Source organism: Lacinutrix sp. MEBiC02595 (assembly GCF_053601555.1).
On the sequence record NZ_JBSHNU010000241.1, the window covers coordinates 45,624 to 71,663 of the forward strand.

General features: G+C 33.2%; 23 protein-coding genes. 10 read left to right on the forward strand and 13 right to left on the reverse strand.

The window, feature by feature from the left end:
- The first annotated feature begins 114 nt into the window (after positions 1–114).
- The 7 genes from ACVCZW_RS13560 to ACVCZW_RS13590 all read left to right on the forward strand — a co-directional run bounded on the left by ACVCZW_RS13560 (position 115) and on the right by ACVCZW_RS13590 (position 11,260).
- On the forward strand, positions 115–2,220 hold the full coding sequence (locus ACVCZW_RS13560) for a choice-of-anchor J domain-containing protein (protein WP_452232671.1): 2,106 nt from the start codon (positions 115–117) through the stop codon (positions 2,218–2,220).
- A 317-nt stretch (positions 2,221–2,537) separates the two neighbouring features.
- Complete coding sequence (locus ACVCZW_RS13565; RefSeq protein ID WP_452232672.1) at positions 2,538–6,218, forward strand: T9SS type A sorting domain-containing protein; 3,681 nt, start codon at positions 2,538–2,540, stop codon at positions 6,216–6,218.
- A 72-nt stretch (positions 6,219–6,290) separates the two neighbouring features.
- On the forward strand, positions 6,291–7,295 hold the full coding sequence (locus ACVCZW_RS13570) for a glycosyltransferase (protein WP_452232673.1): 1,005 nt from the start codon (positions 6,291–6,293) through the stop codon (positions 7,293–7,295).
- A complete protein-coding gene (locus ACVCZW_RS13575) occupies positions 7,295–8,260 on the forward strand; it encodes a CdaR family protein (protein ID WP_452232674.1) in 966 nt (321 codons plus the stop codon). Before ACVCZW_RS13570 ends, ACVCZW_RS13575 begins: the two co-directional genes overlap by 1 nt.
- 40 nt (positions 8,261–8,300) lie before the next feature.
- A complete protein-coding gene (coaE, locus tag ACVCZW_RS13580) occupies positions 8,301–8,894 on the forward strand; it encodes a dephospho-CoA kinase (protein WP_452229549.1) in 594 nt (197 codons plus the stop codon).
- A 70-nt stretch (positions 8,895–8,964) separates the two neighbouring features.
- Complete coding sequence (locus ACVCZW_RS13585; RefSeq protein ID WP_452229548.1) at positions 8,965–10,545, forward strand: sensor histidine kinase; 1,581 nt, start codon at positions 8,965–8,967, stop codon at positions 10,543–10,545.
- 4 nt (positions 10,546–10,549) lie between these two features.
- On the forward strand, positions 10,550–11,260 hold the full coding sequence (locus ACVCZW_RS13590; RefSeq protein ID WP_452229547.1) for a response regulator transcription factor: 711 nt from the start codon (positions 10,550–10,552) through the stop codon (positions 11,258–11,260).
- 88 nt (positions 11,261–11,348) lie between these two features.
- On the opposite strand, the gene ACVCZW_RS13595 is transcribed toward ACVCZW_RS13590, so the two are convergent.
- From ACVCZW_RS13595 to ACVCZW_RS13645, 11 genes are all read right to left on the reverse strand, one after another.
- Complete coding sequence (locus tag ACVCZW_RS13595; protein WP_452229546.1) at positions 11,349–12,110, reverse strand: DUF5995 family protein; 762 nt, start codon at positions 12,108–12,110, stop codon at positions 11,349–11,351.
- 42 nt (positions 12,111–12,152) lie between these two features.
- Positions 12,153–12,668 (reverse strand): YybH family protein, encoded by a 516-nt coding sequence (locus ACVCZW_RS13600; RefSeq protein WP_452229545.1) that lies wholly within the window; start codon positions 12,666–12,668, stop codon positions 12,153–12,155.
- Entirely contained in the window at positions 12,649–13,575 is a 927-nt protein-coding gene (miaA, locus tag ACVCZW_RS13605) for a tRNA (adenosine(37)-N6)-dimethylallyltransferase MiaA (protein WP_452232683.1), read from the reverse strand. Before miaA ends, ACVCZW_RS13600 begins: the two co-directional genes overlap by 20 nt.
- Positions 13,576–13,791: 216 nt before the next feature.
- Positions 13,792–14,625, reverse strand: a complete 834-nt coding sequence (locus ACVCZW_RS13610; protein WP_452229544.1) for an ion transporter — start codon at positions 14,623–14,625, stop codon at positions 13,792–13,794.
- Between the two features lie 26 nt (positions 14,626–14,651).
- Complete coding sequence (locus ACVCZW_RS13615; RefSeq protein ID WP_452232675.1) at positions 14,652–16,613, reverse strand: DUF3857 domain-containing protein; 1,962 nt, start codon at positions 16,611–16,613, stop codon at positions 14,652–14,654.
- Position 16,614: 1 nt separating this feature from the next.
- Positions 16,615–17,979: an exonuclease domain-containing protein gene (locus ACVCZW_RS13620; protein WP_452232676.1), complete on the reverse strand. Its 1,365-nt coding sequence runs from the start codon at positions 17,977–17,979 to the stop codon at positions 16,615–16,617.
- Positions 17,980–18,026: 47 nt separating this feature from the next.
- On the reverse strand, positions 18,027–18,689 hold the full coding sequence (locus ACVCZW_RS13625; RefSeq protein WP_452229541.1) for a YggS family pyridoxal phosphate-dependent enzyme: 663 nt from the start codon (positions 18,687–18,689) through the stop codon (positions 18,027–18,029).
- 84 nt (positions 18,690–18,773) lie between these two features.
- Positions 18,774–20,012 (reverse strand): DUF1015 domain-containing protein, encoded by a 1,239-nt coding sequence (locus tag ACVCZW_RS13630; protein WP_452232677.1) that lies wholly within the window; start codon positions 20,010–20,012, stop codon positions 18,774–18,776.
- Between the two features lie 69 nt (positions 20,013–20,081).
- Entirely contained in the window at positions 20,082–20,450 is a 369-nt protein-coding gene (locus tag ACVCZW_RS13635) for a four helix bundle protein (RefSeq protein ID WP_452229539.1), read from the reverse strand.
- A gap of 83 nt (positions 20,451–20,533) precedes the next feature.
- Entirely contained in the window at positions 20,534–21,424 is an 891-nt protein-coding gene (locus ACVCZW_RS13640; RefSeq protein ID WP_452232678.1) for a 3-hydroxybutyryl-CoA dehydrogenase, read from the reverse strand.
- Between the two features lie 210 nt (positions 21,425–21,634).
- Positions 21,635–22,594 carry a Gfo/Idh/MocA family protein gene (locus tag ACVCZW_RS13645; RefSeq protein WP_452229537.1) on the reverse strand — a complete coding sequence of 320 codons (960 nt, stop codon included), beginning with the start codon at positions 22,592–22,594 and terminating at the stop codon, positions 21,635–21,637.
- Between the two features lie 209 nt (positions 22,595–22,803).
- On the opposite strand from ACVCZW_RS13645, the gene ACVCZW_RS13650 reads away from it, so the two are divergent.
- Together ACVCZW_RS13650 and ACVCZW_RS13655 are read left to right on the forward strand one after the other, a co-directional pair.
- A complete protein-coding gene (locus ACVCZW_RS13650; protein ID WP_452229536.1) occupies positions 22,804–23,076 on the forward strand; it encodes a hypothetical protein in 273 nt (90 codons plus the stop codon).
- 119 nt (positions 23,077–23,195) lie between these two features.
- Positions 23,196–23,837 (forward strand): protein-L-isoaspartate(D-aspartate) O-methyltransferase, encoded by a 642-nt coding sequence (locus ACVCZW_RS13655; protein WP_452229535.1) that lies wholly within the window; start codon positions 23,196–23,198, stop codon positions 23,835–23,837.
- 132 nt (positions 23,838–23,969) lie between these two features.
- On the opposite strand, the gene smpB is transcribed toward ACVCZW_RS13655, so the two are convergent.
- On the reverse strand, positions 23,970–24,431 hold the full coding sequence (gene smpB / locus ACVCZW_RS13660; protein ID WP_452229534.1) for an SsrA-binding protein SmpB: 462 nt from the start codon (positions 24,429–24,431) through the stop codon (positions 23,970–23,972).
- A gap of 85 nt (positions 24,432–24,516) precedes the next feature.
- On the opposite strand from smpB, the gene ACVCZW_RS13665 reads away from it, so the two are divergent.
- Complete coding sequence (locus ACVCZW_RS13665; protein ID WP_452229533.1) at positions 24,517–25,254, forward strand: DUF6503 family protein; 738 nt, start codon at positions 24,517–24,519, stop codon at positions 25,252–25,254.
- A gap of 31 nt (positions 25,255–25,285) precedes the next feature.
- Here the strand turns inward: ACVCZW_RS13665 and deoD are convergent, their stop codons facing one another.
- Positions 25,286–25,984 (reverse strand): purine-nucleoside phosphorylase, encoded by a 699-nt coding sequence (gene deoD / locus ACVCZW_RS13670; protein WP_452229532.1) that lies wholly within the window; start codon positions 25,982–25,984, stop codon positions 25,286–25,288.
- Positions 25,985–26,040 lie beyond the last annotated feature (56 nt).

Here is a 26,040-nt window from a genome sequence, read left to right on the forward strand (position 1 = left end):
TTAATCGTAATTTTTGTCATTTTGTCGATTAGTTGGGTTTTTGGTAAAACCTTTCAATTATTATCAATATTTTTAAGTCTTATGCTAATAATTAATTAATAAAAATAATTTAATATGAAAAAAATTACTTTACTATTATTTGCTATGGTTGCCTTTACTTGGCAGTCTAATGCACAATTTACAGAGAGTTTCGATACCGAAATACCTGCTACATGGACCGTTACAGATGTTGATGGAGGTAATACATGGGTTTATAATACTACTGATAGTCATTCAGGAGCGGGGCATGCCAGAATTACTTATAATTCAAATGCACATGATGATTATTTAATTACACCACAATTTACAGTAACTGCAGATGTCTCAGACAGAATATCTTTTTGGTCTGGAATTTCTTCTAATTGGGCGGAAACATTTGAGGTTAGATTATCTACAACGGGTTTAGCTCCTGCAGATTTTACGGTAGTTTTAGGTGATGAAGCTCCTTTAACGAATGTACCAACTTATACACAATACACGTATGATTTATCAGCTTATGATGGTATGCAAGTGTATATTGCAATTAGAGCTACAGCTGCAGATAAATTCTATCTACATATTGATGAGTTTGTAAATGATACGCCACCTACTTGCCCTGCACCAACAGCAGTAATTGCTGGTCCTACATCTATTACAGATGCAGACATTTCTTGGACTGCAGGAGCTAGTGAAACAGCATGGAACTATGAATATGGTACTGCTGGATTTGTACAAGGTGCTGGTACAACCGGTACTACTGCGGCAGCAACTTTAAGTCTTTCTGCCTTAGCTGGTGGAGATTATGATATTTATATACAAGCAGATTGCGGAGCAGGAGATTTAAGTGCTTGGGTTGGACCAATTAGTTGGACGCAGCCAAGTAATGTTGGTGATGTTTGTGCTTTACCAATCGCTGCGACTTTAGAAGCTAATTGTGCAACAGCAACGCCTAATACTATTGATTACGCGGTTGCTACAGCAGATTTAAGTGCTGTTACTTGTGCTGCTGCTGGAAGTAATGGTGCGTGGTATGAAATTACTACAACCGATTCTGGTGCAATTAGAGTTTTAACAACAGGAGATGTTACTGGAATGGTAGTATATACAGACTGTGGATCTGAACTGTATTGCAATGGCGCATTAGTTCCAGAATTTAGTTTAACTGGATTTCTTCCAAACACAGCATATTTAATCGCAATCTGGAAAGAAGCAGCTACTACAGGAACTTCTACCGTTTGTTTTGAAGATATTACTTGTAATTTTATACTTGATTTTACTGCTACTAATATTACAGAAACTACAGCAGAAATTGGATGGACAGAAAATGGTTCCGCTACTGCTTGGGATATTGAGTATGGAATAACAGGATTTACGCCTACAGGAACACCAACACTTAATGATGTTGGAAGTAACCCATATACGGTAACTGGTTTAACAGGGACTACTACTTACGATTTTTACGTTCGTGCAGATTGTGGAATGGATGATACAGATGTAAGTATTTACAATGGACCTTACACATTTACTACATTAGCACAAGCTCCTGCTAATGATAACTTGGCAGATGCTATAGCAATTAATTGTGGAGATACAGTTTTAGGAAATACAACATCAGCTACTTTAGATGAAGATGATGCTCCTGACGCCGCGCTAGGTGCAGATACAGATTCTCCAAATGTATGGTATAGTTTTATGGGTACAGGAGATAGTGTTTTATTAGATACTTGTATGGCTGGAACAGATTTTGATACAGAAATATTAGTATTTACAGGTGCTTCTGGTGCTCTACAATTAATAAGTGATGGATATGATGAGTGTGGTGGTGCTGGTGGTTATGCTGCACAAACAGATTTTATCTCTGTTGCAGGAACGCAATATTGGATCTCTATAGAAGGATATAATTTTGGGAATACAGGTAATTTTGAATTAACAATTACATGTACGCCATTATCTACACCAGAGTTTGAAAATGGTTTAGCATTGACCTATTATCCAAACCCAGTGAATGATATTTTATCATTGAAAGCACAAAAGGATATTGAAAACGTATCTGTTTATAACATGTTAGGTCAAGAAGTACTTCGTACTGCTCCTAATGTTGTTAATGCAGAGGTTAATATGTCTGATTTACAATCTGGAGCTTACTTTGTTAAAGTAACTATAGGTAATGCTACAGAAACAGTAAGAATTATCAAGAACTAAGTTTTAGATCTTAGTATAGAAAAAAGCCACCTTCGGGTGGCTTTTTTTATGTTGTAGATTTTATAAAAAGTAAACATTTTTTTTTCTGAGGTATTTTGCTTTTTACTAAAAAGACGTTCTAGTCGTATTTTCTATAGTATTGGTAACTAATAATAGGAGTATTGCATTCATTTAATCCGATTTTTAAACTCCTTTAAGTAAAAAATATTTGCTCTTTATCGAAGATTTAAGTGTTTTAGCGATTTGTAATTACTTTCATTTATTTTGTTATTTAATAATAATACATTAGAAGGTAAATCCTAAATAACCAATTTAATATGAAAAAAATTACCTTATTTTTTATGTTTGCTATTTTAGGGGCTTTTACTTTTAGCTCTTATGCGCAAACTTTAAACCAAAACGCCTCGTGGCCTAATGCAGCCTGGTCTGTTACGGGAACGTATAATACGGATCCGCTAGCGTTTGAAGCAGATCCTACTACAACTGCTAATTTCGCTTTCGATGATGATGATGCGGGAAGTGGAAGTGATGATATTATTGCTGCAGAATCGCCAGTAATTGACTTAACTGCAGCTTTTAATGCAGGAGAAACATGGCTTTCTATTTCTGGAAACTTTGTTTACAATTATAATGATGATGACATTTTGCAATTCGAATATTGGGATGCAGATGCAAGCTCATGGAACATTATTGGACTTCCTATAGATACAGATACTACTGCGCCTCCATTAGATAATTTTTGTTCAGGAACTTCAGAAGCATATACCTCAGAGATCCTTAATATTGTGGGATTTAGTGCTACACAATTATCCGGATTTAGATATAGAATTTATTTTGATGATTTAGTAGGTGGCGCAGGTTACGAGTGGGGATTTTGTTTTCAATCTCCAACTATTAGCTCAGAAACACCTCCAGCTTGCCCAGATCCATCGGTCTTAACTGCAACTGGAATACTAGATACAATGGCAGATTTATCGTGGATTGAAAGCGGAAGTGCAACAGCATGGGATGTTGAAATTGTAACAAGTGGATCGGCAGCAACAGGAACACCAACAACTGCTGGAGTTACCAATCCATATACGGCAATGACACTTACAGAAAATACATTATATGATTATTATGTCCGTGCTAATTGTGGTGTGGATGGAACTTCTGCTTGGGTAGGTCCTTTCACTTTTAGAACGGCTTGTGCTGCAATTGCAACACCTTATACAGAAGATTTTGAGACATTTACTACAGCAGGGACTGCATTTACTACAGAAAACTGTTGGGCAGGAACAGGTGGCGCCTATTTTTGGGAGTCTGCTCCGGGAACCGATACCGGTTCTGCAGGAACAGGACCAGATCCAACTATTACAACAGGTAATTATTTCTATACGGAAGCTACCGGAGGAGCTAGTGGTGATATCACAGATTTAGTCTCTCCGTTAGTAGATTTATCTAGTCTTACGACACCTTCAGTAGCATTTAATTATCATATGTTTGGTATGCAAATGGGAACATTAGATGTTTTAGTGAACGGAACAACAAATGTATTTACTATTTCTGGTCAGCAGCAAACGAGTGCTACAGCAGATTGGGAATTAGCAGTAATAGATTTAACAGCCTTTGCTGGTCAATCCATTTCTATAACCTTTAGAGCGACAAGTGCTGGTACTTATGAAGGGGATATGGCAATTGATAATGTGAATTTTAATGAATTGCCGGCTTGTATACTTCCAAATGGATTAACAGCTACAAATATTGATGGTTTTTCTGCCGATTTAGGTTGGACAGAAGGAGGAACCGCTACATCTTGGAATATCGAATTAGTAGATATTACAGCAGCTGGAACAGTAACAGGTACCGCAACTAGTTTAGGAGTTACAAATCCTTTTAATGTAACAGGACTAGTACCTGCTAACGACTACGAATTTTATGTACAGGCAGATTGTGGTGTAGATGGCGTATCCGATTGGGCTGGACCATTTGCATTCACTACAACAATAGCATGTCCCGAGCCTTCTATGCTTACGGCAACTAATATAATGACAACATCTGCCGATTTAGGTTGGACAGCAGGTGCATCAGAAACCGTATGGGATATTGAAATTGTTGATGTTACAGCAGGAGGAACCGTAACAGGTACAGCAACAGCTTTAGGCGTTGCAAACCCTTATAATGCTTCAGGATTAGTAGATAATAATAGTTATACGTTTTATGTAAAAGCAGATTGTGGAACAAATGGAGCATCGACATGGGTTGGCCCATTTGCCTTTGTAACTGCTTGTAATGCATTTACAGCACCATATACACAGGATTTTGAAAGTGCAGGTGCGCTTCCAGGATGCTGGAATCAAGGTGGTGATGAAGATTGGAAATTCGCAAATACGGGAGCAGGAAATCATATTGGAAATAATGGAACATTAAATGGAAATACTACTTCTGGCGGTTACTTTGCTTGGGTAGACGATTCTGATCCTACTGCAACAAACGCAGAATTAAGTTCTGCTTTGGTAGATGTATCCGGACTAACAACACCAGCATTATCTTTCTATGAAATTAGAGATAATGAAGGGTTTGGTAACGCAACTTTAACGGTATCGGTTTGGGATGGAGCAGCCTGGAATACAGTAGGTACCTATGCTACCAATACCATTGGATGGGAGCAAAAAATAATTGATCTTAGCGGATTAACATTTACTGGGCCTGCACAAGCAAGATTTTCAGTAGCAGATTCAGGGAGTTTTTACGATGATGTAGCAATCGATGATGTAACTTTTGATGAATTACCAACATGTTTGGATCCATCGATGTTAACAGCTATAAATATTACAAATAGTTCTGCAGATTTAGGTTGGGCAGAAAACGGAACAGGATCTTTATGGAATATTGAATTAGTAGATGTAACTGCTGCTGGTACTGTGACAGGAACGGCAACAGCAATAGGAGTTTCAAATCCTTATTTATTAACAGGTTTAACAGAGAACAATGAGTACTCGTTCTATGTGCAATCCGATTGTGGAGCAGGTGGACTATCTGCATGGGTTGGACCTTTTGCGTTTACGACTTTAGAAACTTGTCCTGCACCATCTGGTTTAGGTGCTACTGGGATTACACTAACAACAGCAGCGTTAGAATGGACAGAAAATGGAGGAGCTACTTCATGGAATATTGAATTAGTAAACAATACTGCTGGAGAAATGGTAACCGGTACTGCAACAGAAACGGGGGTTACGAGTCCATATAGTGCTACAGGTTTAGTAGGAGATAGTTCGTATTCTTTTTATGTGCAAGCAGACTGTGGATCAGGAGATGTGTCTGCATGGACAGGACCATTTACTTTTGCAACACCTTATGTAGCTGTACCAGCTTCATGTTCTAGCGAGATATTCCTAGATTCAGGTGGAGTAACAGGAGATTACACCAGTGGTGAAAATGTTACATATACTATTATGCCAGATACTGCTGGTGATATTGTTTCCGTGCTTTTTAATGCTTTTAGTGCTGAAAATAATGGCACCGGTTGTTATGATGGGTTAACCATCTATGATGGTCCCGATGCTACGGCAACAACAATAGATCCTCCAGCAGGCGGATCAATATGGTGTTGGGATAGAGATGATGCAACGCCTTCAGGTTCTGGTGATTTAGAAGGTATGACAATAACATCTTCACATGCATCTGGAGCTTTAACATTTGTGTTTTCTTCTGATGGCTCAGCAACAAGAGAAGGTTGGGAAGCTACAGTGATTTGTACTACTTTATCGGTAGATGATTTTGATAATGGTTTAGCATTTACTTACTTTCCAAATCCAGTAAATGATAGCTTGGTGTTAAAAGCACAAAAAGAAATGGATAATATATCTGTTTATAACATGTTAGGTCAAGAAGTACTTCGTGCTGCTCCTAATACTGTTAATGCAGAGGTTAATATGTCTGATTTACAATCTGGAGCTTACTTTGTTAAAGTAACCATAGATAATGCTACAGAAACTGTAAGAGTTATTAAGAACTAATTTTAGATCTTTATATATTAAAAAGCCACCTTTAAGGTGGCTTTTTTTATGGGTAACACCTACATTTGTGTTATGCAATTACAGTTTTCTTTTATTATTCCTGTGTATAATAGACCTCAAGAAATTGAGGAGTTACTTCATAGCTTTACATTACTAAAAACAAATGTAAAATATCAAGTTGTTATTATTGAAGATGGTTCTACCATCGCTTCTAAAGAGATTGTAGAAAAGTATAGGGAACAACTAGATATAGCCTATTATTTTAAACCCAATTCTGGTCCTGGGGATTCTAGAAATTTTGGGATGCAAAAAGCAACCGGAAACTATTTTATTATATTAGATAGCGATTGTATTTTACCAACAACCTATTTAACCGAAGTTATTACTAGTTTAGAAAAAGAATATGTGGATTGTTTTGGTGGTCCAGATGCAGCAGATGCTTCTTTTTCAAATCTTCAAAAAGCAATCAATTTTGCAATGACTTCTTTTATTACTACTGGCGGAATTAGAGGAAATAAAAATAGTGTAGATACCTTTCAGCCAAGAAGTTTCAATATGGGTTTGTCTAAGGAAGCATTTGATAAAACAAAAGGATTTGGGTCTATACATCCTGGAGAAGATCCAGATTTATCTATACGTTTATGGGGACTTGGTTTTAAAACAAAACTAATTCTGGAAGCTTATGTATATCATAAAAGAAGAATTTCGTGGTCTAAATTTTATAAACAAGTGTTTAAATTTGGTATGGTTAGACCCATTCTTAATACCTGGCATCCGCAGACAAAAAAAATAACCTATTGGTTTCCTAGTCTTTTTAGTTTCGGATTAATTCTAGCTATAATTTTAATCTTTTTTAATTTTAAAGCTTTACTATATGTTTATATATTATACTTTGGTTTGGCATTCCTTTTAGCTATATTAAAAACAAAAAATATTAGAATAGCCATACAGGCTATGCTAGCAATTTGTATTCAGTTTTTTGGTTATGGTTACGGGTTTTTAAAATCGACAATACTCGTTGGTGTATTAAAGAAAAATCCCGAAGTTCAATTTCCAGAATTATTTTTTAAAAAATAATGATAAAAAAAATTAAATCTGAAATTATATCGTTTGTAAAAACTAAAAAAATTAATGTTTTTTTATTGTTTTTAGCATTAGCATTTGGTATTTTATTACTAACAAAATTATCTAAAAGTTATACCAATACATTTGTTTTTAGTATTGATAAGATTAACATTCCAGAAGAAGAAGTAATTATTAATGATAGTAGTCAAGTGCTAGAAATCACATTAAAAACTTTTGGTTTTGATTTGTTGCAGTATCATTTTTCTAAACCTAAAATTAGTATAGATTTTTCGAAACATATAGATAAAACAGACTCTGCTTATATTTGGAGTAAAAACAAAGCCTTTGCGGCATTACATAAACAATTTAGCAAAAAGATAGAGCTAGTTAATATTGTTCCGGATAGTTTGTGGTTTACTTATGATGTAAATGCCGTTAAAACGGTTCCTATTAAATTACGCTCTAAAATTAGTTATAGTCCTGGGTATAATCTTACGAATGCTATTGTTTTGCAACCCGATTCGGTTAAAATCATAGGAGCAAAAGCGATATTGGATAAAATTAATCAAATAGAAACAGATACTGTGGTGCTAAGTGATATAAAACAGAATATTTCTAAATTCACAAATTTAAATTTTCAAGGCTTAGATAAAGACTTAAAATTTTCTATTAATAAAGTTCGATTAGAAGCTAAAGTAGAAAAATATACAGAAGGCACATTGCCAATTACAGTACAAATAATTAATGTGCCAATAGATATCAAGCTTAAGCATTTTCCTAAAACAGTCCATGTTTCTTATTACACCAGTTTGGCTAATTTTAATACTATAGAAGCTAAGGACTTTAGAGTTATTTGCGACTATGGTAAATTGGTAAAAGGGCAATCCTACTTAGTTCCAGAAGTGGATAAAAAACCTGAATTTGTGAAGCACTTTAAAATTAAGGAAGAGTATATAGAGTTTATTATAGCAGAATAAAAAACAGAAATAAAAAAGGATATATACAGAAAATTAATACATGAAAATAGTTGGTCTTACAGGAGGGATAGGTAGCGGAAAAACTACCGTTGCAAAACAGTTTAAAAAACTGGGTGTGCCTATTTATATTGCAGATGATGAAGCTAAAAAACTCATGAATAAGTCTAAAGTTATTCGGCGAAAGCTAATCGCGCTTTTTGGTGAAGATGCGTATAAAGACGACACGTTAAACCGACCTTATTTAGCAAAAATTATTTTTAGTGACGCAAGTGTACTAGAAAAAATGAATGCGATAGTACATCCTAAAGTCGCTAGTCATTTTAAAAGATGGTTAGAAAAACAAGATGCACCTTATATCATTAAAGAAGTTGCTATTCTGTTTGAAAACGGAAGCTACAAGCAATGCGATTACATCATAACAGTTACTGCAGCAATGGAAACAAGAATAGAGCGTTTGCTAAAAAGAGACGAAACTACAGTTTCTAAAATTGAAGCTATTATGAATAATCAATGGCAAGATGAAAAGAAAATAGCATTGTCTCAATTTGTTATTTATAATAATATTCTAGAAAACACCGTTATTCAGGTACAAAAAACACATAATCAAATACTTAAATCTATTAAAAGTCTATAATTTTAACATTTGTGTTAATGTAAGGTTAAAAGGGATAACACCTAAATGTTAAAATGTTAATTTTGACGGGATGAGCAAAAAACTATTCATCTTATTAATTGTTTTAATGAGTTTATCGCTTATAGGAATTATTTCTGTACAAGCATATTATATAAAGAACTCCGTAGACAATAAAAAAGAGCAGTTTAACTTTAATGTAAAAAAAGCACTAAGTTATACAACATCGGCTATAGAAAAAAAAGAGCTAGATAAGTATTACACGATGTATCAGCAACTCGCAGACCAGCAAAAACAAGCAGATACTGTTGCTATTAGAAACTTATTTATAGTACAGCAAAATCAAAACACGAACGAAACAATAGTGTATAAAAGTGGGATTTTTGAAAAAAATTACACCTTATCAACAGCGTTCTTTGACATAGGTTTAGATAGAGATAGTATTAATATTCAGAAAATATTAAGCAATTCGGAAACCAAAATTTATTCTAATTCTAACGGAACAGATACCGATTTAAATATGAATCCTGTTTTAAGTATTTCTAATTCAGGAAGACTTACCGAGGCAGAAAAAATATCTTTTGAAAAGGCTTTTAGAACAATAGCAAGTAGAATGCCAATTCATCAAAGGGTTTCCAAAAAAGAAATTAATAGATTGTTGGAAAAACAACTTAATGAAGATAATATAAATATAGATTTTCAATATGCAATTTATGATAATGATCTAGCAACAAAAGTACATAGTGAAGCTTTTGAATTACAAAATGCATCCACTTTTAGTGTGCCTATTTTTGAAAACGAATTAAATAATAATAATTATAGGTTACTGGTTAATTTTCCAGAGCACAATAGGTTTATCTGGTCTTCTATAATTACCATGATGATTTTGTCTGTAGTATTTACAACGATTATTATTATAGCATATGCAAGCGCCTTATTACAACTTTTTAAGCAACGTAAAATCTCTGAAATTAAAACGGATTTTATAAATAATATGACGCACGAGTTTAAAACGCCAATTGCTACTATTAACTTGGCTTTAGACGCGATACGTAATCCGAAAATTATAGACGATAAAGAGAAAGTACTACGGTATCTCGGTATGATAAAAGAGGAAAACAAACGTATGCATGCGCAAGTAGAAAATGTACTAAGGATATCTAAACTTGAAAAAAATGAACTAAACATTAGTAAGGAAAATGTAGACTTGCACGACTTAATAGAAGATGCAGTTACACATGTAGAGTTAATTATAGAGGATAAGAAAGGCTACCTAAAAACAAATTTAGCAGCCAAAAAAACTTCGGTTTTAGCTAATGACACACACTTTATTAATGTAATAGTAAATATTCTGGATAACGCAATTAAGTATTCTCCAGAAGCACCAGAAATAGAGGTTTCTACAGAAAATGTAGGAGACAATATTTTATTAAAAATTAAAGACCATGGAAGTGGTATGAGCAAAGCAGCTCAAAAACGTGTATTCGAAAAATTTTATAGAGAACACACAGGAGATATACATAATGTAAAAGGACACGGATTAGGTCTTGCATATGTGAAAAGAATGATAGATGATCATCAAGGTCATGTATCTGTAGAAAGTGAAAAAGACAAAGGAAGTACTTTTATTATAAGACTTCCGCTAATATCATAAAGCTATGAATGAACAACAAAAGAGGATATTATTAGTAGAAGACGACCCCAATTTTGGAACCGTTTTAAAAGATTATTTAATGATGAATGATTACGAAGTTACGCATGCCAAAAATGGTATGGAAGGCTTTGAAAAATTTAAGAAAGACGATTTCGATTTATGTATTTTAGACGTAATGATGCCTTATAAAGATGGTTTCACACTAGCTAAAGAAATACGTGAGAAAAACACAGATGTGCCAATTATTTTCTTAACTGCAAAAGCAATGAAAGAAGATGTACTTAAAGGCTATAAAGTTGGTGCAGATGATTATTTAAATAAACCATTTGATAGTGAAGTGCTTTTAATGAAAATTAAAGCAATTATACAACGTAAAGCTTCTGATACCGTTACCGATAGTAAACAATTTGAGTTTAAAATTGGAGGATTTGATTTGAATTCTAAACTTCGTTTTTTAACGTATAATGGCGGAGATCAAGTAAAATTATCTCCAAAAGAAAATGAGCTTTTACGTTTATTAGCTTTACATGAAAATGACTTAATGCCAAGAGAATTGGCGTTAACTAAAATTTGGAGAGACGATAATTATTTTACTTCTAGAAGTATGGATGTGTATATAGCAAAGCTACGTAAATACCTGAAACTAGATCCAAAAGTAGAAATACTAAATATACATGGTGAAGGTTTTAGACTGGTAGTGAATACCGAAGCTTAAATCTTATCCTTATTACCAATAAAAAAATCTGGCGTTTACGCTGGATTTTTTTGTTTCCTATTGTTCTTAAAAAGGTTTAAAAGGTATTTTAATAGGAGTTGCTCTTCAGTTTAGAGATAATAATTCCGATATCTTTTTCTTCAAATCTACTTATTAATTTTAATGCAAATTTTAGAATCTTCGATTTTGGAGATTTAATAATTTCGGAAAGCTTTAAAACAAGTATATCTATTTTATCTATAGCTTCTGCATTTACATTATTTCCTAAAGACCATAACAAGTTCGAACTGTTCCAGGCTTGTTGTCTTGCTTTTCGCATGCTAAAATCTATGATTTTTTCGTCGGTATTCTCCCCAAGGAGATCTAGCAAAAACATTGCGTGAGATACTTTGCTCAGTCTGTCCTGCATTTCATTAACCATATTAAACAGAATATCATTTACTTTATTAAAATCGTTTTCAATGGCTATTAAGCTGGCACCAGCCATTGTTATACTTGTAGAAACGCTCAAGTCTAAATTAATATGCGCATTCATACCTAGCATAATGTGCTGTAAAATGGTAAGACTGTCGTTTTTAGTATCGAAAGCAAATTTCCAGCATTTAGGTATTGGTTTTTGCTTTGTATAATTACTATACGCGTCTAAATACAGGTTTGCAAAAGCGACATCTAGTTTTTCTAAACGCGCATTATCTTCAAAATTTTGTAGTAGTATTTCTTTTTGAATTTCGGCAGTAGTTCTTCTATATATAAAAGCAAATAAACCAACTCTATCATTATTGGAAATTGCTAGTTCTATAATTTTATCTAATTGATCTAGAACTTCTTGAATGGTGGTTGGTCGCTGCATTACATGGATTATTATCCAATTAAGATAATAAATTGTTAGTAATTATAGTTCCTTTTTGTCTGTAGACTTTTCAATAGAACTTGCATGATCTTTAATTATATACCATTTTCCTTCTATTTTTTGAAGTGCATAACTAACATGCATTCTATTAAAATAGGGTTCGCCATTTCGTTCTGGTTCTCGGTATACTATTTCTGTAATGGCAATACCGAAGTCTTTACCAATTTCGGTATTTAAAATTTTGGTTTCAAAGGTCCAAGGCATTTCTACCGCAAACCAGTTTTTATGGTATTCCATAAAAGCATCCACCGTATTTGTTATTTCTGTATTTGGCAGTATGAGTTGCATATTTCCGTTTGGAGATAATGTGCTTTTTAATGTCGTTAAGTCTTTTTTCGTAACAGCGTTTAAATGCTTTTGCATGGTTGCAACAAAAAACATTTCGTTTTGTACTTCGTAATTTATAAGCGGATTTTTTTGTTCTTTTTTCCCACAAGAAATAAAGATGAAAGTAGTTAGAACTAAAAGTATGTATATATTACTCTTTATTAATTTCATCGGTTATTTTTTTAATTACAGCTTCGGAAGCTGTTAAGTAATCAAACCACAAGGTTTCTTGATTTCTTTTAAACCAGGTAAGCTGTCGTTTTGCAAATCTTCGCGAATTCTTTTTTATTTCGCTAATGGCAAATTCTAAAGTCCACGCTTCACTAAAATAATTAAAAATTTCTTTATAACCTACTGTATTTAATGCGTTTAAGTTTTTGTGTGGTGTGAGTTTGTTTACTTCGTCTAGCAATCCTTCTTCAAGCATGATATCTACACGTTTATTTATTCTGTTGTAAATAATTTCGCGCTCTGCTGTTAAACCTATTGTAATGGTTTTAAAAGGTCTATTATTTTTTTCTTTATTTAAGAAAGAGGAATACGGTTTTTGAGTACCAATACAAACTTCTAAAGCGCGAATTACACGTTGTGGATTATCTAGAGCAATAGTGTTATACGTAATTTCATCTAAGGTTTTAAGCTGTTCTTGAAGTGGTGCTAAACCTTCTTTTTCTAATTGGGTATTTAGGTTTTCTCGGATGCTTTTATCTACTTCCGGAAAATGATCTAATCCTTTGGTAACCGCATCTACATACAAACCAGAACCACCAACCATAATAACGATATCATGATTTTTAAATAGATCTTCTAATTTTTGTAAAGCATCTTTTTCAAAAGTACCAACGCTGTATGGTTCGAGAATAGATTTATGGTGAATAAAATGATGGGTAGCTTCGGCTAATTCTAATCGCGTAGGAGCAGCAGTACCAATTTGCATTTCTCTAAAAAACTGTCTGGAATCTGCGGAAATAATTTCGGTATTAAAATGTTTTGCAAGTGTAATGCTGAGGTTTGTTTTACCAATAGCAGTTGGACCTACAATAGAAATTAATGTTTTATGTGAAGTTGTTGGTTTGATAATTTATGGATTTGATGTAAAGATACTTGTTATTCGTAATAAACAAAAGCGTTAAGGATTGAAGTGGCATCCTTTTTTGTTTAGAGGAAGGTTGCTGCGGTAGCAATAGATCTAAATAGAAAGACCAATCATCACTTAAATAAGTTCTAAGACAAAAAAGATATAACGGAAAGCCTGGTGCTACGAAGCTTTTGCGTAGTAGTAAACGCCCAAAAATTAAATATGTAATTGATGTCCGCAAGAATAGCAAAACTCCGCATTGTCTTTGTGCCCTTCTTTACTACAACTAGGACAAGCTTGTGTATTGGTATGTACTTTTTTATCTGGTCCCATCGTTTTAGTTAGCTCTGAAGTTACAATTCCAGTTGGAACCGCAATAATACCATACCCTAAAATCATAACAATAGATGCTATAAATTGACCAATTGGCGTTTGTGGTGCAATATCACCATAGCCAACCGTTGTAAGGGTTACAATACACCAATAGACGCTTTTAGGGATATTAGTAAAACCATTTTCTTCACCTTCTATCATGTACATAATGGTTCCTAAAATAATAGATATAATCACTACAGCAAAAAGGAAAACCGAAATTTTTACACGACTTGCTTTTATTGCGGTTAGTAGATTATTAGAGGCTCCTAAATAACGAGCGAGTTTTAAAATTCTAAAAACACGTAATAAACGTAAGGCACGTAAAGCGGCAAGTGCATGCACACCACCAAATATTAAGGATAAATATTTTGGGATGGTAGAAAGTAAATCGATGACACCATAAAAGCTAGTAATATATTTTAGTGGCTTTTTTACGGTAATAATTCTAGCGACATATTCTAATGAAAAAAGGATAGTGATAACCCATTCTGAAATATTTAGAAGGTTATGATATTTTATATCAATACTTCTTACGCTTTCTAGCATTACAAGTATAATACTAGCAATAATGGTAATTAGTAAGACTACATCAAATAATTTACCAGCAGGCGTATCTGCTTCATAGATAATTTCTTGAAGTTTAAGCCGCCATTTATTTACTTTATAAGTAGTCATAGTGTCAAAAGTAGTGAAAAAGTTTGTTAGTTTCTTTTTAAAACAATGGTAGCGTTGTTTTGTAGGTTAACAACGGTACTCATTATTTCTTTTAAATACGGGTAAAACTCGTTTACATATATGGCTTTATTGAAATTAAGCTTAAAATACATTATAATTTCATTATTTTTAACCGTAGTATTAAATATCAATCTGCCTGCGTTTTCTGGTAATTGAAGCATAACCTCTTTAGGTGATTCTACAATTTCGAAGGCATCATCAACTTTTATTTTGTAGGAATACACATAGGCATCTTTATAACCAAAATCGATAGGATAGGATCTTTCTTGAAGTTTAAAAGGGTTTTCTTCAAAGAATTTAAAGATAAAAGGATCTAGATAAATATGGTCTCCAATTTTTTCTACTTCATAATTTATTTTAAAATTTTCTTTAAAATCTAAACTGTTTATTTCTGTTGTTTCTGCTTGATATTCCGAAAATGTAATGTTTTCGTATTTATTTGCTAAATTCTTTTCATGTTGGCTGGGATTTTCAAAATAGGATTCCTTTCTGGATAATGCATGATATCCTCTGGTAACAAAATCAACTTCTCCAGTTATATTTAATTCTTTATCTAGACTCAAGTTTACGCGGTAACTGGTATTAGAAGTGTTTGCTGCCTCGATATTTACCCATTCACTTTTATTTTTAAAATCTAAAAGTCTTCCGTATTGATTTAAGCATCTAAACGGAACTTGCCCAAAGTATAAATACTTGTTGGTTGCATCTAGTAAATAGGTTTTATTATTAATGGTTGCTTGAACAATTAGATAATTAAAATCGGAAATCACAGGATAAATAGTCGTTGGTAAACCATTGTTTCTTGTTGAAAGAAGTATTGGTTTTACATCTATATCGCATGCTTTTAGTAAATTATGTAATAAGATATTAATTCCGGAAACATTACCAGATTTCTTTTCTATGACTTCTTTTACCGAAACATCACTAAAAATGCTGTAAGTGTTATTCCAAGTATAGTTGTTTTGAATATGTTTATATATTAATTCTGCTTTTTTTAAAGGATCTGTTTCATTTAAAATAGCAGCATTTAATAGGTCTTCTTTATTTACATTTTTATTTAATTGTTTTCCTATATTTTTATTTCCTTTAATTTCACTATCTGTAGTTTTCCATGTTTTGGTAATATTATCTACAACACCATCAAAGCCTTGAACTAGTTTTAATTCATATTCTATTCTTGACAAATAATTGTCTTTAGTGGTCATGTAGTCTTCTTCAATAAAAGCAGGAACATCTTTCATGATATAGATGGATTCGGTACAATCTGAAGATCCGCCGCGACCAGCTTCTAGACAATCTCTTGTTATAGTCGATTCGTTTTTAGTTAACGGAATGGAGCCAACTAACTTGATGTGATACTCATAATTTGCAGGAATACTCGTATTATATTCGCTATATAATTTTGGAATATCACTCTGAAACGCCCAATTTTGATATTTATAAATAAAAGGCAAAGTTAAGGTGTAACTATAGGTGATTACTGTGCCTTCTTTAACATTAGGAAGTGTGAATTTTACGAGGGTGTAGTTGTCGTTATATTTTTCGGTATAAATCTCATTTTCTTTAAGCTTTGTTGTTACTACTTTGCCATTTATAAGACTATGAGACGTTGCGAAAAGTTTTGTTATTTTTTCTTTTTTCGTATCCGAATTATAAAGATAAACCGTTAAGGTAGCTTGGTTAAATCCTTTTCTATTTAAGATTTTTAATTTTTGTTTGAATTCGTGTTTTAGCAGAAACGAATTTTCATCAATATAGCTTTTACCAAACTCATAAAGAACTAACGCATTTGCTGTAGAATCTTTTTCAAAGGTATTGGTTTCTATGTCGCTTCTTGTAACTGTGTAATCTTTGGAATTAAACGAATGGGATTGACTAAAAATACTAGCAGTACTAATAAAGAATAATAGCAGATAAATTTTTTTCATTCTAATCTAAAGTTAAAACTTTCAGTCTTTTATTTCGTCTTAAATAACTTTTAATAATATGTTGTGTATCTCTATTATTTTCCATCGGAGTAATTACAGATTCTAACACATCGATATTGTTTATTTGATAGTTTAAACTATAAAAACCAATACCTTTAAAAACACCATTTTGTATTAGTATGGCTGCGCGTTCATCTACTTCGCGGCCTCTATCTATGATGACAATGTTTTCGTTAGTAAAAGCGTTTTTATCTATAAGTTGTTGCACACGTTTGTTGTATGTTTCTGGATCTTCTTCTTGTACACAAGCACCGTCGCAGCTTTTTACGCTGTAATTAAAACAACTTGTTTTTGTTTCGTATAAACCGGTAAGTTTCTGACAAAGGTTATATTCTTCCGTTCTACTAAACATAAAGTTTTTGGCGCTTTGTCTATTGCTAAATGTCGTTATTGGTTTTTTTCTGCCATCCACTTTATCAATAGTTAAATTGATGTAACCTTTTTCATCTACAAAACTATAAAGCGCGTGCGTAAAAACCGTTTTTCTTAATGCTCTGTTGAAAATAGGTTTATTTTGTTTTATGGCTTCGCTTTCTTTTAGTAAAGCAACTAGTTCACTACCGCAAGCTTCATACGTTACCGTTGCAACTTGTAGTTGTATTTTTTTAGCTTTATGCGTGGTGCCTGTAAAATGCTGATTAACACGTTTTCTTATATTTTTACTTTTACCAATATAAATAATTTCGCCATCTGCTTTATGCATAAAATAAACGCCAGTGATAGAAGGTAAACTATCTATAATATTTAAAAGCCTGGATTCTACCTGGTTTTTTGGTTCTTGTCTTATCGATTCTTGAATGATATTTTTCTTCAAATCTTTATCCAATAACATTTTAAATAGCTTCACGGTGGCAAAGGCATCTCCAGAAGCGCGATGTCTGTCGGCTATAGGGATTCCTAATGCTCTAGTAAGTTTTCCTAAACTGTAAGAAGGCTGATCTGGAATAAGGTCTTTAGAAAGCTCTACAGTACATAAGGTTTTTCGTTTAAATTCGAAGCCTAAGCGTCTAAACTCTGTACGTAAAATTCGGTAATCAAATTTTGCATTATGTGCTACAAGAATGGTGTCTTCTGTAATTTCTACTATTCGTTTTGCTACCTCGTAAAATTTTGGAGCGTTGCGCAGCATATTGCTGTTTATTCCTGTTAGATTAACTACAAAAGGTTGTATTTCTCGTTCTGGATTTACTAAACTTATAAATTGGTCTACTACTTCGTGACCGTCGTATTTGTAGATAGCAATTTCTGTAATTCCTTCTTCATTATACTTTCCTCCGGTGGTTTCTATGTCTACTATTGTGTACAAATAAGTGCTATGTGTTTTACTTTTGAGTGTAAACTTGCAGTGTTTACTTAATTATTATAATTTCTATTGCCAAAGATACTACTTCCAACGCGAACCATGGTGCTCCCGCAATCTATTGCTAACTTAAAATCACCGCTCATTCCCATGGAAATGGTGGTGAGCTCTGTGTTTATTTCTTTTAAGTTATCGAACGTTGTTTTTAGCGTACTAAATTCTTTTTTAATTTGTTCTTGGTCTTCGGTAAAAGTAGCCATTCCCATGACTCCAACAACGGTAACGTTTTTTAATTCTGAAAATGCTGAAGATTGTAATATTTCGGAAGCTTCATCGGCAGTCATTCCAAATTTAGAATCTTCGGAAGCTATTTTTATTTGTAACAAGCAGTCTATATTTCTATCGTGTTTTGCTGCTTGCTTGTTTATTTCTTTTAGCGTTTTAAAATTCTCAACACCGTGAATTAGGCTTACAAAATGCGCCATGTATTTCACTTTATTACGTTGCACGTGACCAATCATATGCCAAGCAATATCTTTTGGCATTGCATCAAACTTATCTACCATATCCTGAATCTTGTTTTCGCCAAAAATGCGCTGTCCAGCTTCGTATGCTTGCATTATGTCGCTTACAGGTTTGGTTTTAGAAACCGCAACAAGGGTTACGTTTTCTGGGAGTTGTGATTGTATGTCTTGTAGATTTTTTGTTATGCTCATCTGTATTTTTTCCTTTTAAATAGATTACTCAATTGCACTCGCAATGACAACGAATGCCTGATTTTTTTAACCTTTTGACTTAAACTAAAACTCATAAATAGTTACGCCACTTCTCAGTTTCGGTTCAATATACGTGCTTTTTGGTGGCATTTTTAAACCCTCGTCTGCAATTTTTTTCATTTCATTTATAGTAACAGGAACCATACCAAAACCAACAGCAAATGCACCACTATCGATACTGCTTTTTAAATTGATAATATCTGTCTTTCCATTTAGATACTTTATGCGACTATCATTTCTTAAATCATCAATACCTAAAATAGGTTGTAAAATGGTTTTATACAACAACTGTGCATCTAATGCATCAAGTGAGTTATTGAAATTGTAATTCGTTTTGCGTAAATATAAAGAGTAAAAATCGCCATCTAAATACATGCTGAAATGATGTTTTTTACTTGGCTTGTATGGAATTATTCCTCTTTTTTCAATTCGGAAAGCCGTATCTAATTTAATTAGAAAAGTTTCTTTAGTTAAACCATTTAAATCTTTAATTAACCGGTTGAATTCATGAATCCGTAATTCCGATTCCGGAATTAAAAAGCTCATAAAAAAATTATAAGGCTCCGTTCCGTTATGCTTTGTGTTATTTTCTTTTAAATCTTTACTTAATAAATAGGAAGAGGAACAACGATGATGACCATCTGCAATATAAATGGTCTCCATTTTTTTAAACTCTTGAGAGATGGTTTCAATTATGGCTTCGTCTTCCACTTTCCACAAATAATGTGTGTCTCTGTAGGTTGTGGTGAATTCGTATTCAGCGCGTTTCTTTTCGGTATTTTTTAAAATGGAAGCAATTGTTTTATTATCTGGGTAGGTGAGTAGTACTGGTTCTGCATTAAAGCCAACTGTTTTTAGATAGTCTTTAAAAATAGTCTCCCGAAACTCTAAAGTGTCTTCGTGTTTTTTGATGATGTCTTTTTCATAATCTTCCGCACTCGCAGCAGCAATAATACCATGAAAAACTTGCTGCTCGCGATCTACAATTTTATAAATATAAAAGGATGGTTTTTCGTCTTGCACAAAAATGTTATCCTCTTTAAATTCAGAATAACGATTTTTTACTAACGTATAGCGTTCTTCTCCCGTAATTTCATGCGCATATTTATAGCCGGGATTTACAATGTGTAGAAAGGAAAACGGATTATAATCTAATCGTGCTTCACGTTCTGCTTGCGTGTAAGTTTGGTACGAGCGTGATGCTACCAAACTTACTTTATCCCGCGTTGGTCTTACTGCTTTAAAAGGAATTATTTTAGCCATGTATCATATAAAGTATTCAGTACTCAGTAATCCATGTTCAGTGTACAGTAAATAGTGAACAGAACTTTGTTATTTTGAACCAAATTTACTTGGATTTTGAATCATATAGTTAATTAGTTTGCCCACTTCAATGCTTTTCGCTGTCAATTCATTAAAAGTTTCTTGATTGATGTATTCACAAGCTAACGAGAATTCTAGCCAAGTTTGAGTTTCAGAGTTTTCTGCATCACTATCCGTTAATTTACTAATAAAATGTTTTAGATATAATCTTTTTCTATAAGCTTCCGCTAGATTTGCACATACACTTCTTGAAGATCGTCTAATTTGATCTGTTAAAGAATACGTTTCTTCTTTTGGGAAAGATTTAGAAATGTTGAAAATTTTCATTGCTAAATCGAATCCTTTTTTATAAGCTAATAAATCTTGAAACCTTAACATCTTTTATTTTTGAACTCATTTCTAGTTTGGAAACTTACTGAACACTGAACACTGAACACTGAACACTGAACACTGAACACATTCTATTTCAAAAACTGCTTCGCTACATGCTCCGCTTTTCTACTCTCGGAATAATCATAAAAACCTTCACCAGATTTCACTCCTAATTTCCCTGCTCTTACCATATTTACTAATAACGGACAAGGAGCGTATTTCGGATTTTTGAACCCGTCATACATCACATTCAAAATGGAAAGACAAATGTCTAGTCCAATAAAATCTGCTAATTGTAAGGGGCCCATTGGGTGCGCCATTCCTAATTTCATAACCGTATCAATCTCATCTACACCTGCAACCCCATTGTATAACGTTTCGATAGCTTCATTAAGCATTGGCATTAAAATTCGGTTAGCAACAAAACCAGGATAATCATTCACTTCTGTTGGTGTCTTACCTAGTTTTCTGGAAAGTTCCATAATGGTATTGGTAACTTCGTTACTGGTATTATAACCTCTAATAATCTCTACCAACTTCATAATTGGTACCGGATTCATAAAGTGCATACCAATTACTTTATCGGGACGATTAGTAACCGCAGCAATTTGTGTGATGGAAATAGAAGAAGTGTTGGATGCTAAGATGGTGTCTTCCGCGCAAGCGTCGTCTAACTGCTTAAAAATTTTAAGTTTTAAATCTACATTTTCTGTTGCTGCTTCTACTACAAGTCCAACATTTTTTACACCTTCAGGAATGCTCGTAAAGGTGGTAATATTTCCTAAAGTTTTTGCTTTATCTGCTTCTGTAATTCTTTCTTTAGCAACCATTCTATCTAAATTTTTAGAAATGGTTTGTATCCCTTTTTCAAGAGAGGCTTCGCTAATATCTATCAGTTGTACGTTAAATCCCGATTGTGCGAATGTATGCGCAATACCATTTCCCATGGTTCCAGCGCCAATTACTGCTACGTTTTTCATAAAAAAATATATTTTTTTGTTCCCATGAAAATGGGAATCTTGTTAATGTTTTTCCTATCCTTAATCCTTTCCAAAGGAAAGGAAACCGTTATTTGTATATTTTACCATTTTACTGTCTTTTCATGAAAAGGAAAGGAAACTGTTATGTAATAATGAATAGTTCTTCCAATTGCGTGTCTTTCCCTTAGGGAAAAAGTACGATTGGGATTTCTAAAACTGATCAATTATCATCGTTGCAACACGTAAAGCTTCTGTACCATCATGTAAGGTTACAATTGGTTTTGTGTTGTTATTTATGGCATCTGCAAAAGATTCTAATTCGTCCAGAATAGCATTGTTACCATCTACTTGCGGATTATCAAAATAGATTTGCTTTTTAATGCCTTCTGCGTTTTGTAAAATCATATCGAAATCTCCAGGTTCTTTTGGAGCATCTTTCATTTTAACTACTTCACATTTCTTTTCTAAAAAGTCTACAGAAACATAAGCATCCCGTTGAAAGAAACGCGTTTTACGCATGTTTTTCAAAGAAATTCTACTCGCAGTTAAGTTTGCCACGCAGCCGTTTACAAATTCTATTCTGGCATTTGCAATATCTGGAGTGTCACTAATTACCGAGACACCACTTGCGCTAACGTGTTTTACTTTAGATTTTACAACACTTAAAATAATGTCTATATCGTGAATCATTAAATCTAAAACTACAGGAACATCTGTACCACGAGGATTAAATTCGGCTAAACGATGTGTTTCTATAAACATTGGTTTGTCCAGCATATCTTTAACCGCTATAAAAGCAGGATTAAAGCGTTCTACATGGCCAACTTGTCCTTTTACACCATATTCAGCAACTAAGGTTCTTAGTGTTTCGGCTTCTTCCACCGTATTGGTTATTGGTTTTTCAATAAAAATATGTTTGCCTTTTGCGATAGCTTTTCTAGCACAATCGTAATGAGAAAGCGTAGGAGTTACAATATCTACAACATCTACAGCTTCAATAAGCTTGTCAATAGAATTGAAATAAGTGTACCCAAATTCGGCAGCTACTTTTTTTGCGTTTTCTTCATCGGCATCATAGAAACCTACAAGATTATATTTATCAGATTGATGAAGTAGTCTTAAATGAATTTTCCCAAGGTGACCAGCACCAAGAACTCCAGCTTTTAGCATTCTTTTACGTTTTTAACAAAAATAAGATTTTTAATTTTTTAATTGTTAATTCTTGGCAATCTTTTTAAAGGAATTCATTTTAAGAAATCCTTAACTACCCTTTAACGGAAATTTGTGATTTGTGCGAAATCTATTGTTAAAGTTTAGTTCGTAGATATAGTGTACGACTTATAAGAGCACACATTGTTTAACTTAAAATTTATAGAATCATGAAAAAATTAATGATAACATTAAGCGCAGTATTTTTTATTACAACAACTATTTCTGCAAGCAACGGGACACAAACTTTACAAGCGAACGACTTAAAAACGAAATTAGAGACATTTAAAAACAACTATAAAAAAGATATGTATTTATGGGAAGTAGAAAGTAATTATGGTACAGCAACGGGTTATTCTACATCTCTTGAAAAAGCGAAAGAAATGGTTGCTTTAGTTGGTAAAGAAGATGTTACCACTTATAAGATAATTGTTTCCAATTAAACTTCTTTATAATAAAAGACAAAGCATCAAGTTGTTATAATTTGATGTTTTTTTTTGCTCTTTTATTCATGGTCTTTAAAATGTTTGTTTAATTTTAGCATTCTAAACTAACTCACTTTTTGAAAGATACATTTAAACATCAAGGATTAAGACAAAAACTAGTAGATGTTCTAGTTGCTAAGGGAATACAGGATAAACAGGTGCTAGCTGCTATTAGAAAAATACCGAGACATTTGTTTATGGATTCTAGTTTTTTGGACCATGCATACCAGGATAAAGCGTTTCCTATTGGTGCAGACCAAACGATATCACAACCTTATACGGTTGCTTTTCAATCGGAATTATTACAAATAAAACCCACCGATAAAGTTTTAGAAATAGGTACAGGAAGTGGTTATCAAACTGCTGTTTTGTGCGAATTAGGCGCAAAAGTGTATAGTATTGAAAGACAACAAGAGCTTTTTAAAAAGACAAGTAAGTTTTTGCCTAAGTTAGGCTATCGCGCAAAGAAACTCATTTTTGGAGATGGTTATAAAGGGTTGAAAGAAGAAGCTCCTTTCGCAAGTATTATTGTGACTGCTGGTGCTCCATTTGTCCCAAAACCATTATTAAGTCAGTTGGCAGTTGGCGGACGATTAGTAATTCCTGTTGGAGATGACGTGCAAACCATGACTTTATTTATTAGAAATGGAGAAAAAGAATTTGAAAAACACGAATTTGGCGAGTTTCGTTTTGTGCCCTTATTAGAAGATAAGAACTAATCTTTTCTATAGTTTTAGAAAACGAAGCAATATGAACACAAAAACAATATAGGTTTCCAAATGAGATTCAGAAATTTGTTTTTATGTTTAAAGGAAATAATTCAGAAGAAAAGTTTTAATAATTAAAAGCAGTTAATTATTAAAACTTTTCTTGATTCTGGCTAAGTCCCGTTTATTATCACTGTCTTTCATCGTCTCTCTCTTATCGTACAGTTTCTTCCCTTTTGCTAAAGCAACAACTAGCTTGGCTAAACCTCTTTCATTTAAAAATAAACGTAACGGAACAATCGTTAAACCTTTTGTATTCACGTCTTTTTCTAACTTTTTAAGCTCGCGTTTATTTAATAAAAGTTTGCGTTCTGCTTTTGGCGCATGATTATAGTAGTTACCATAAACATATTCTTGAATGGTCATGTTGATAACAAACAGCTCTCCTTTCTCATTAAATTCGCAAAAACTTTCTGTAATAGAAGCTTTACTATCTCTAATAGATTTTATTTCGGTACCAGTTAAAACAATTCCAGCGGTATACTTATCGAGTATCTCGTATTCGAATCTTGCCTTTTTGTTTTTTATGTTTACTTTGTTTTGCATGTACGCCAAAATTACATAATTTAATTAAGTACTAAAATGTTATTAATTGATTAATTTCGCGACAATCTAAAGAAACTTATATTTCATGCAAAATTTAAAATACCTAATTGTGGTTTGTGTCCTATTTATAGCTTGTAAAACCGAAAAAGTCGAAACAGCAAATACTATTATTGAGAAAGCAATAGAAGTCGCTGGTGGCCAAAAATATGGAGACGCAGAAATAGTATTTAATTTTAGAGATAAGCAGTATACTGCCATTCGTAAAAAGGATATATATCAATATGAACGCGAGTTCAAAGATTCTACGCAGGTAACTCGTGATGTATTAAATAATAAGGGTTTTAAAAGATTTATCAACAATAAAGAGATGGTAGTTGCCGATACCATGGCTGTAAAATATGCAGCATCTGTAAACTCTGTGCATTATTTTGCTTTACTACCTTACGGCTTAAACGATGCTGCGGTAATTAAAGAAGATTTAGGAGAGGTTTTTATTAAAGGAAAAAAATATCATAAAATTAAAGTGACTTTTAAACAAGAAGGTGGCGGAGAAGATTTTGAAGATGAGTTTTTATATTGGATAAACACTAAAACTTTCACGGTAGATTATTTAGCGTATTCGTATCAAGAAGATTCTGGTGTTGGCATTCGTTTCCGCGAAGCGTATAATGTGCGAACTATAAATGGATTGCGTTTTGTAGATTATAATAATTTTAAACCAGCAGACGAAAGCCTTAATCTTTTGGATACAGACAAGGCTTTTGAAAACGATACACTTAAATTGCTTTCTAAAATAGAATTGAAAGAAATTACCGTAAAATAGAGTTCCTTTTTACGGTAATAACAACGAATGCTTAAGCTAAATCTAAAGCAATCTCTATCATATCTTTAAAAGTAGTTTCTCTTTCTTTACTAGTAGTGGTTTCACCTGTTACTAAAGAATCAGAAATAGTAAGAATAGTAAGTGCATTTACATTATGTTTTGCTGCAACCGTATATAAGCCTGCAGTTTCCATTTCTACACAAAGCACACCAAATTTGCTCCACTTTTTGTAGGATTCAAAATCATCTGCATAAAACTCGTCACTAGTAAAAACGTTTCCAGCTTTAATGGCAATTTTTTTTGCTTTTGCAGCATCTACCGCTTTTTGAAAAAGTTCAAAACTCGCAGTAGGAGCGTAGTCCGCACCTCCAAAACGTAACTCGTTTACTCCAGAATTAGAAGAAGCAGCCATTGCGAAAACCACATCTCTTATTTTAATGTGTTCTTGGTATGAACCAGAACTACCAACACGAATCAAGTTTTTAACACCAAACTGCGTAATCAGTTCATGGGCATAAATAGAAATACTAGGAACTCCCATTCCGGTTCCCATTACCGAAACGCGTTTCCCTTCATAAGTTCCAGTATAGCCCAACATACCTCTTACTTCGTTAAAACAAACTGGGTTTTCAAAAAAAGTTTCGGCAATCCATTTTGCGCGTAAAGGATCTCCTGGTAATAAAATAGTTTCTGCAATATCGCCTTTCTTGGCTCCAATATGTATGCTCATTTTTTTTGTTTAAAAGTTGTACGTGTACTAAAAAGTATTTAAAGTTGAAAAAGTTC

Coding starts and splice junctions, on each gene's coding strand:
- ACVCZW_RS13560 (WP_452232671.1), top strand. CDS start 115: ATGAAAAAAATTACTTTACTATTATTTGCTATGGTTGCCTTTACTTGG.
- ACVCZW_RS13635 (WP_452229539.1), bottom strand. CDS start 20,450: ATGTTAAGGTTTCAAGATTTATTAGCTTATAAAAAAGGATTCGATTTA.
- ACVCZW_RS13570 (WP_452232673.1), top strand. CDS start 6,291: ATGCAATTACAGTTTTCTTTTATTATTCCTGTGTATAATAGACCTCAA.
- ACVCZW_RS13615 (WP_452232675.1), bottom strand. CDS start 16,613: ATGAAAAAAATTTATCTGCTATTATTCTTTATTAGTACTGCTAGTATT.
- ACVCZW_RS13645 (WP_452229537.1), bottom strand. CDS start 22,594: ATGCTAAAAGCTGGAGTTCTTGGTGCTGGTCACCTTGGGAAAATTCAT.
- ACVCZW_RS13640 (WP_452232678.1), bottom strand. CDS start 21,424: ATGAAAAACGTAGCAGTAATTGGCGCTGGAACCATGGGAAATGGTATT.
- deoD (WP_452229532.1), bottom strand. CDS start 25,984: ATGAGCATACATATTGGAGCCAAGAAAGGCGATATTGCAGAAACTATT.
- ACVCZW_RS13585 (WP_452229548.1), top strand. CDS start 8,965: ATGAGCAAAAAACTATTCATCTTATTAATTGTTTTAATGAGTTTATCG.
- ACVCZW_RS13565 (WP_452232672.1), top strand. CDS start 2,538: ATGAAAAAAATTACCTTATTTTTTATGTTTGCTATTTTAGGGGCTTTT.
- smpB (WP_452229534.1), bottom strand. CDS start 24,431: ATGCAAAACAAAGTAAACATAAAAAACAAAAAGGCAAGATTCGAATAC.
- ACVCZW_RS13630 (WP_452232677.1), bottom strand. CDS start 20,012: ATGGCTAAAATAATTCCTTTTAAAGCAGTAAGACCAACGCGGGATAAA.
- ACVCZW_RS13625 (WP_452229541.1), bottom strand. CDS start 18,689: ATGAGCATAACAAAAAATCTACAAGACATACAATCACAACTCCCAGAA.
- ACVCZW_RS13575 (WP_452232674.1), top strand. CDS start 7,295: ATGATAAAAAAAATTAAATCTGAAATTATATCGTTTGTAAAAACTAAA.
- ACVCZW_RS13600 (WP_452229545.1), bottom strand. CDS start 12,668: ATGAAATTAATAAAGAGTAATATATACATACTTTTAGTTCTAACTACT.
- ACVCZW_RS13665 (WP_452229533.1), top strand. CDS start 24,517: ATGCAAAATTTAAAATACCTAATTGTGGTTTGTGTCCTATTTATAGCT.
- ACVCZW_RS13590 (WP_452229547.1), top strand. CDS start 10,550: ATGAATGAACAACAAAAGAGGATATTATTAGTAGAAGACGACCCCAAT.
- ACVCZW_RS13595 (WP_452229546.1), bottom strand. CDS start 12,110: ATGCAGCGACCAACCACCATTCAAGAAGTTCTAGATCAATTAGATAAA.
- ACVCZW_RS13610 (WP_452229544.1), bottom strand. CDS start 14,625: ATGACTACTTATAAAGTAAATAAATGGCGGCTTAAACTTCAAGAAATT.
- coaE (WP_452229549.1), top strand. CDS start 8,301: ATGAAAATAGTTGGTCTTACAGGAGGGATAGGTAGCGGAAAAACTACC.
- ACVCZW_RS13650 (WP_452229536.1), top strand. CDS start 22,804: ATGAAAAAATTAATGATAACATTAAGCGCAGTATTTTTTATTACAACA.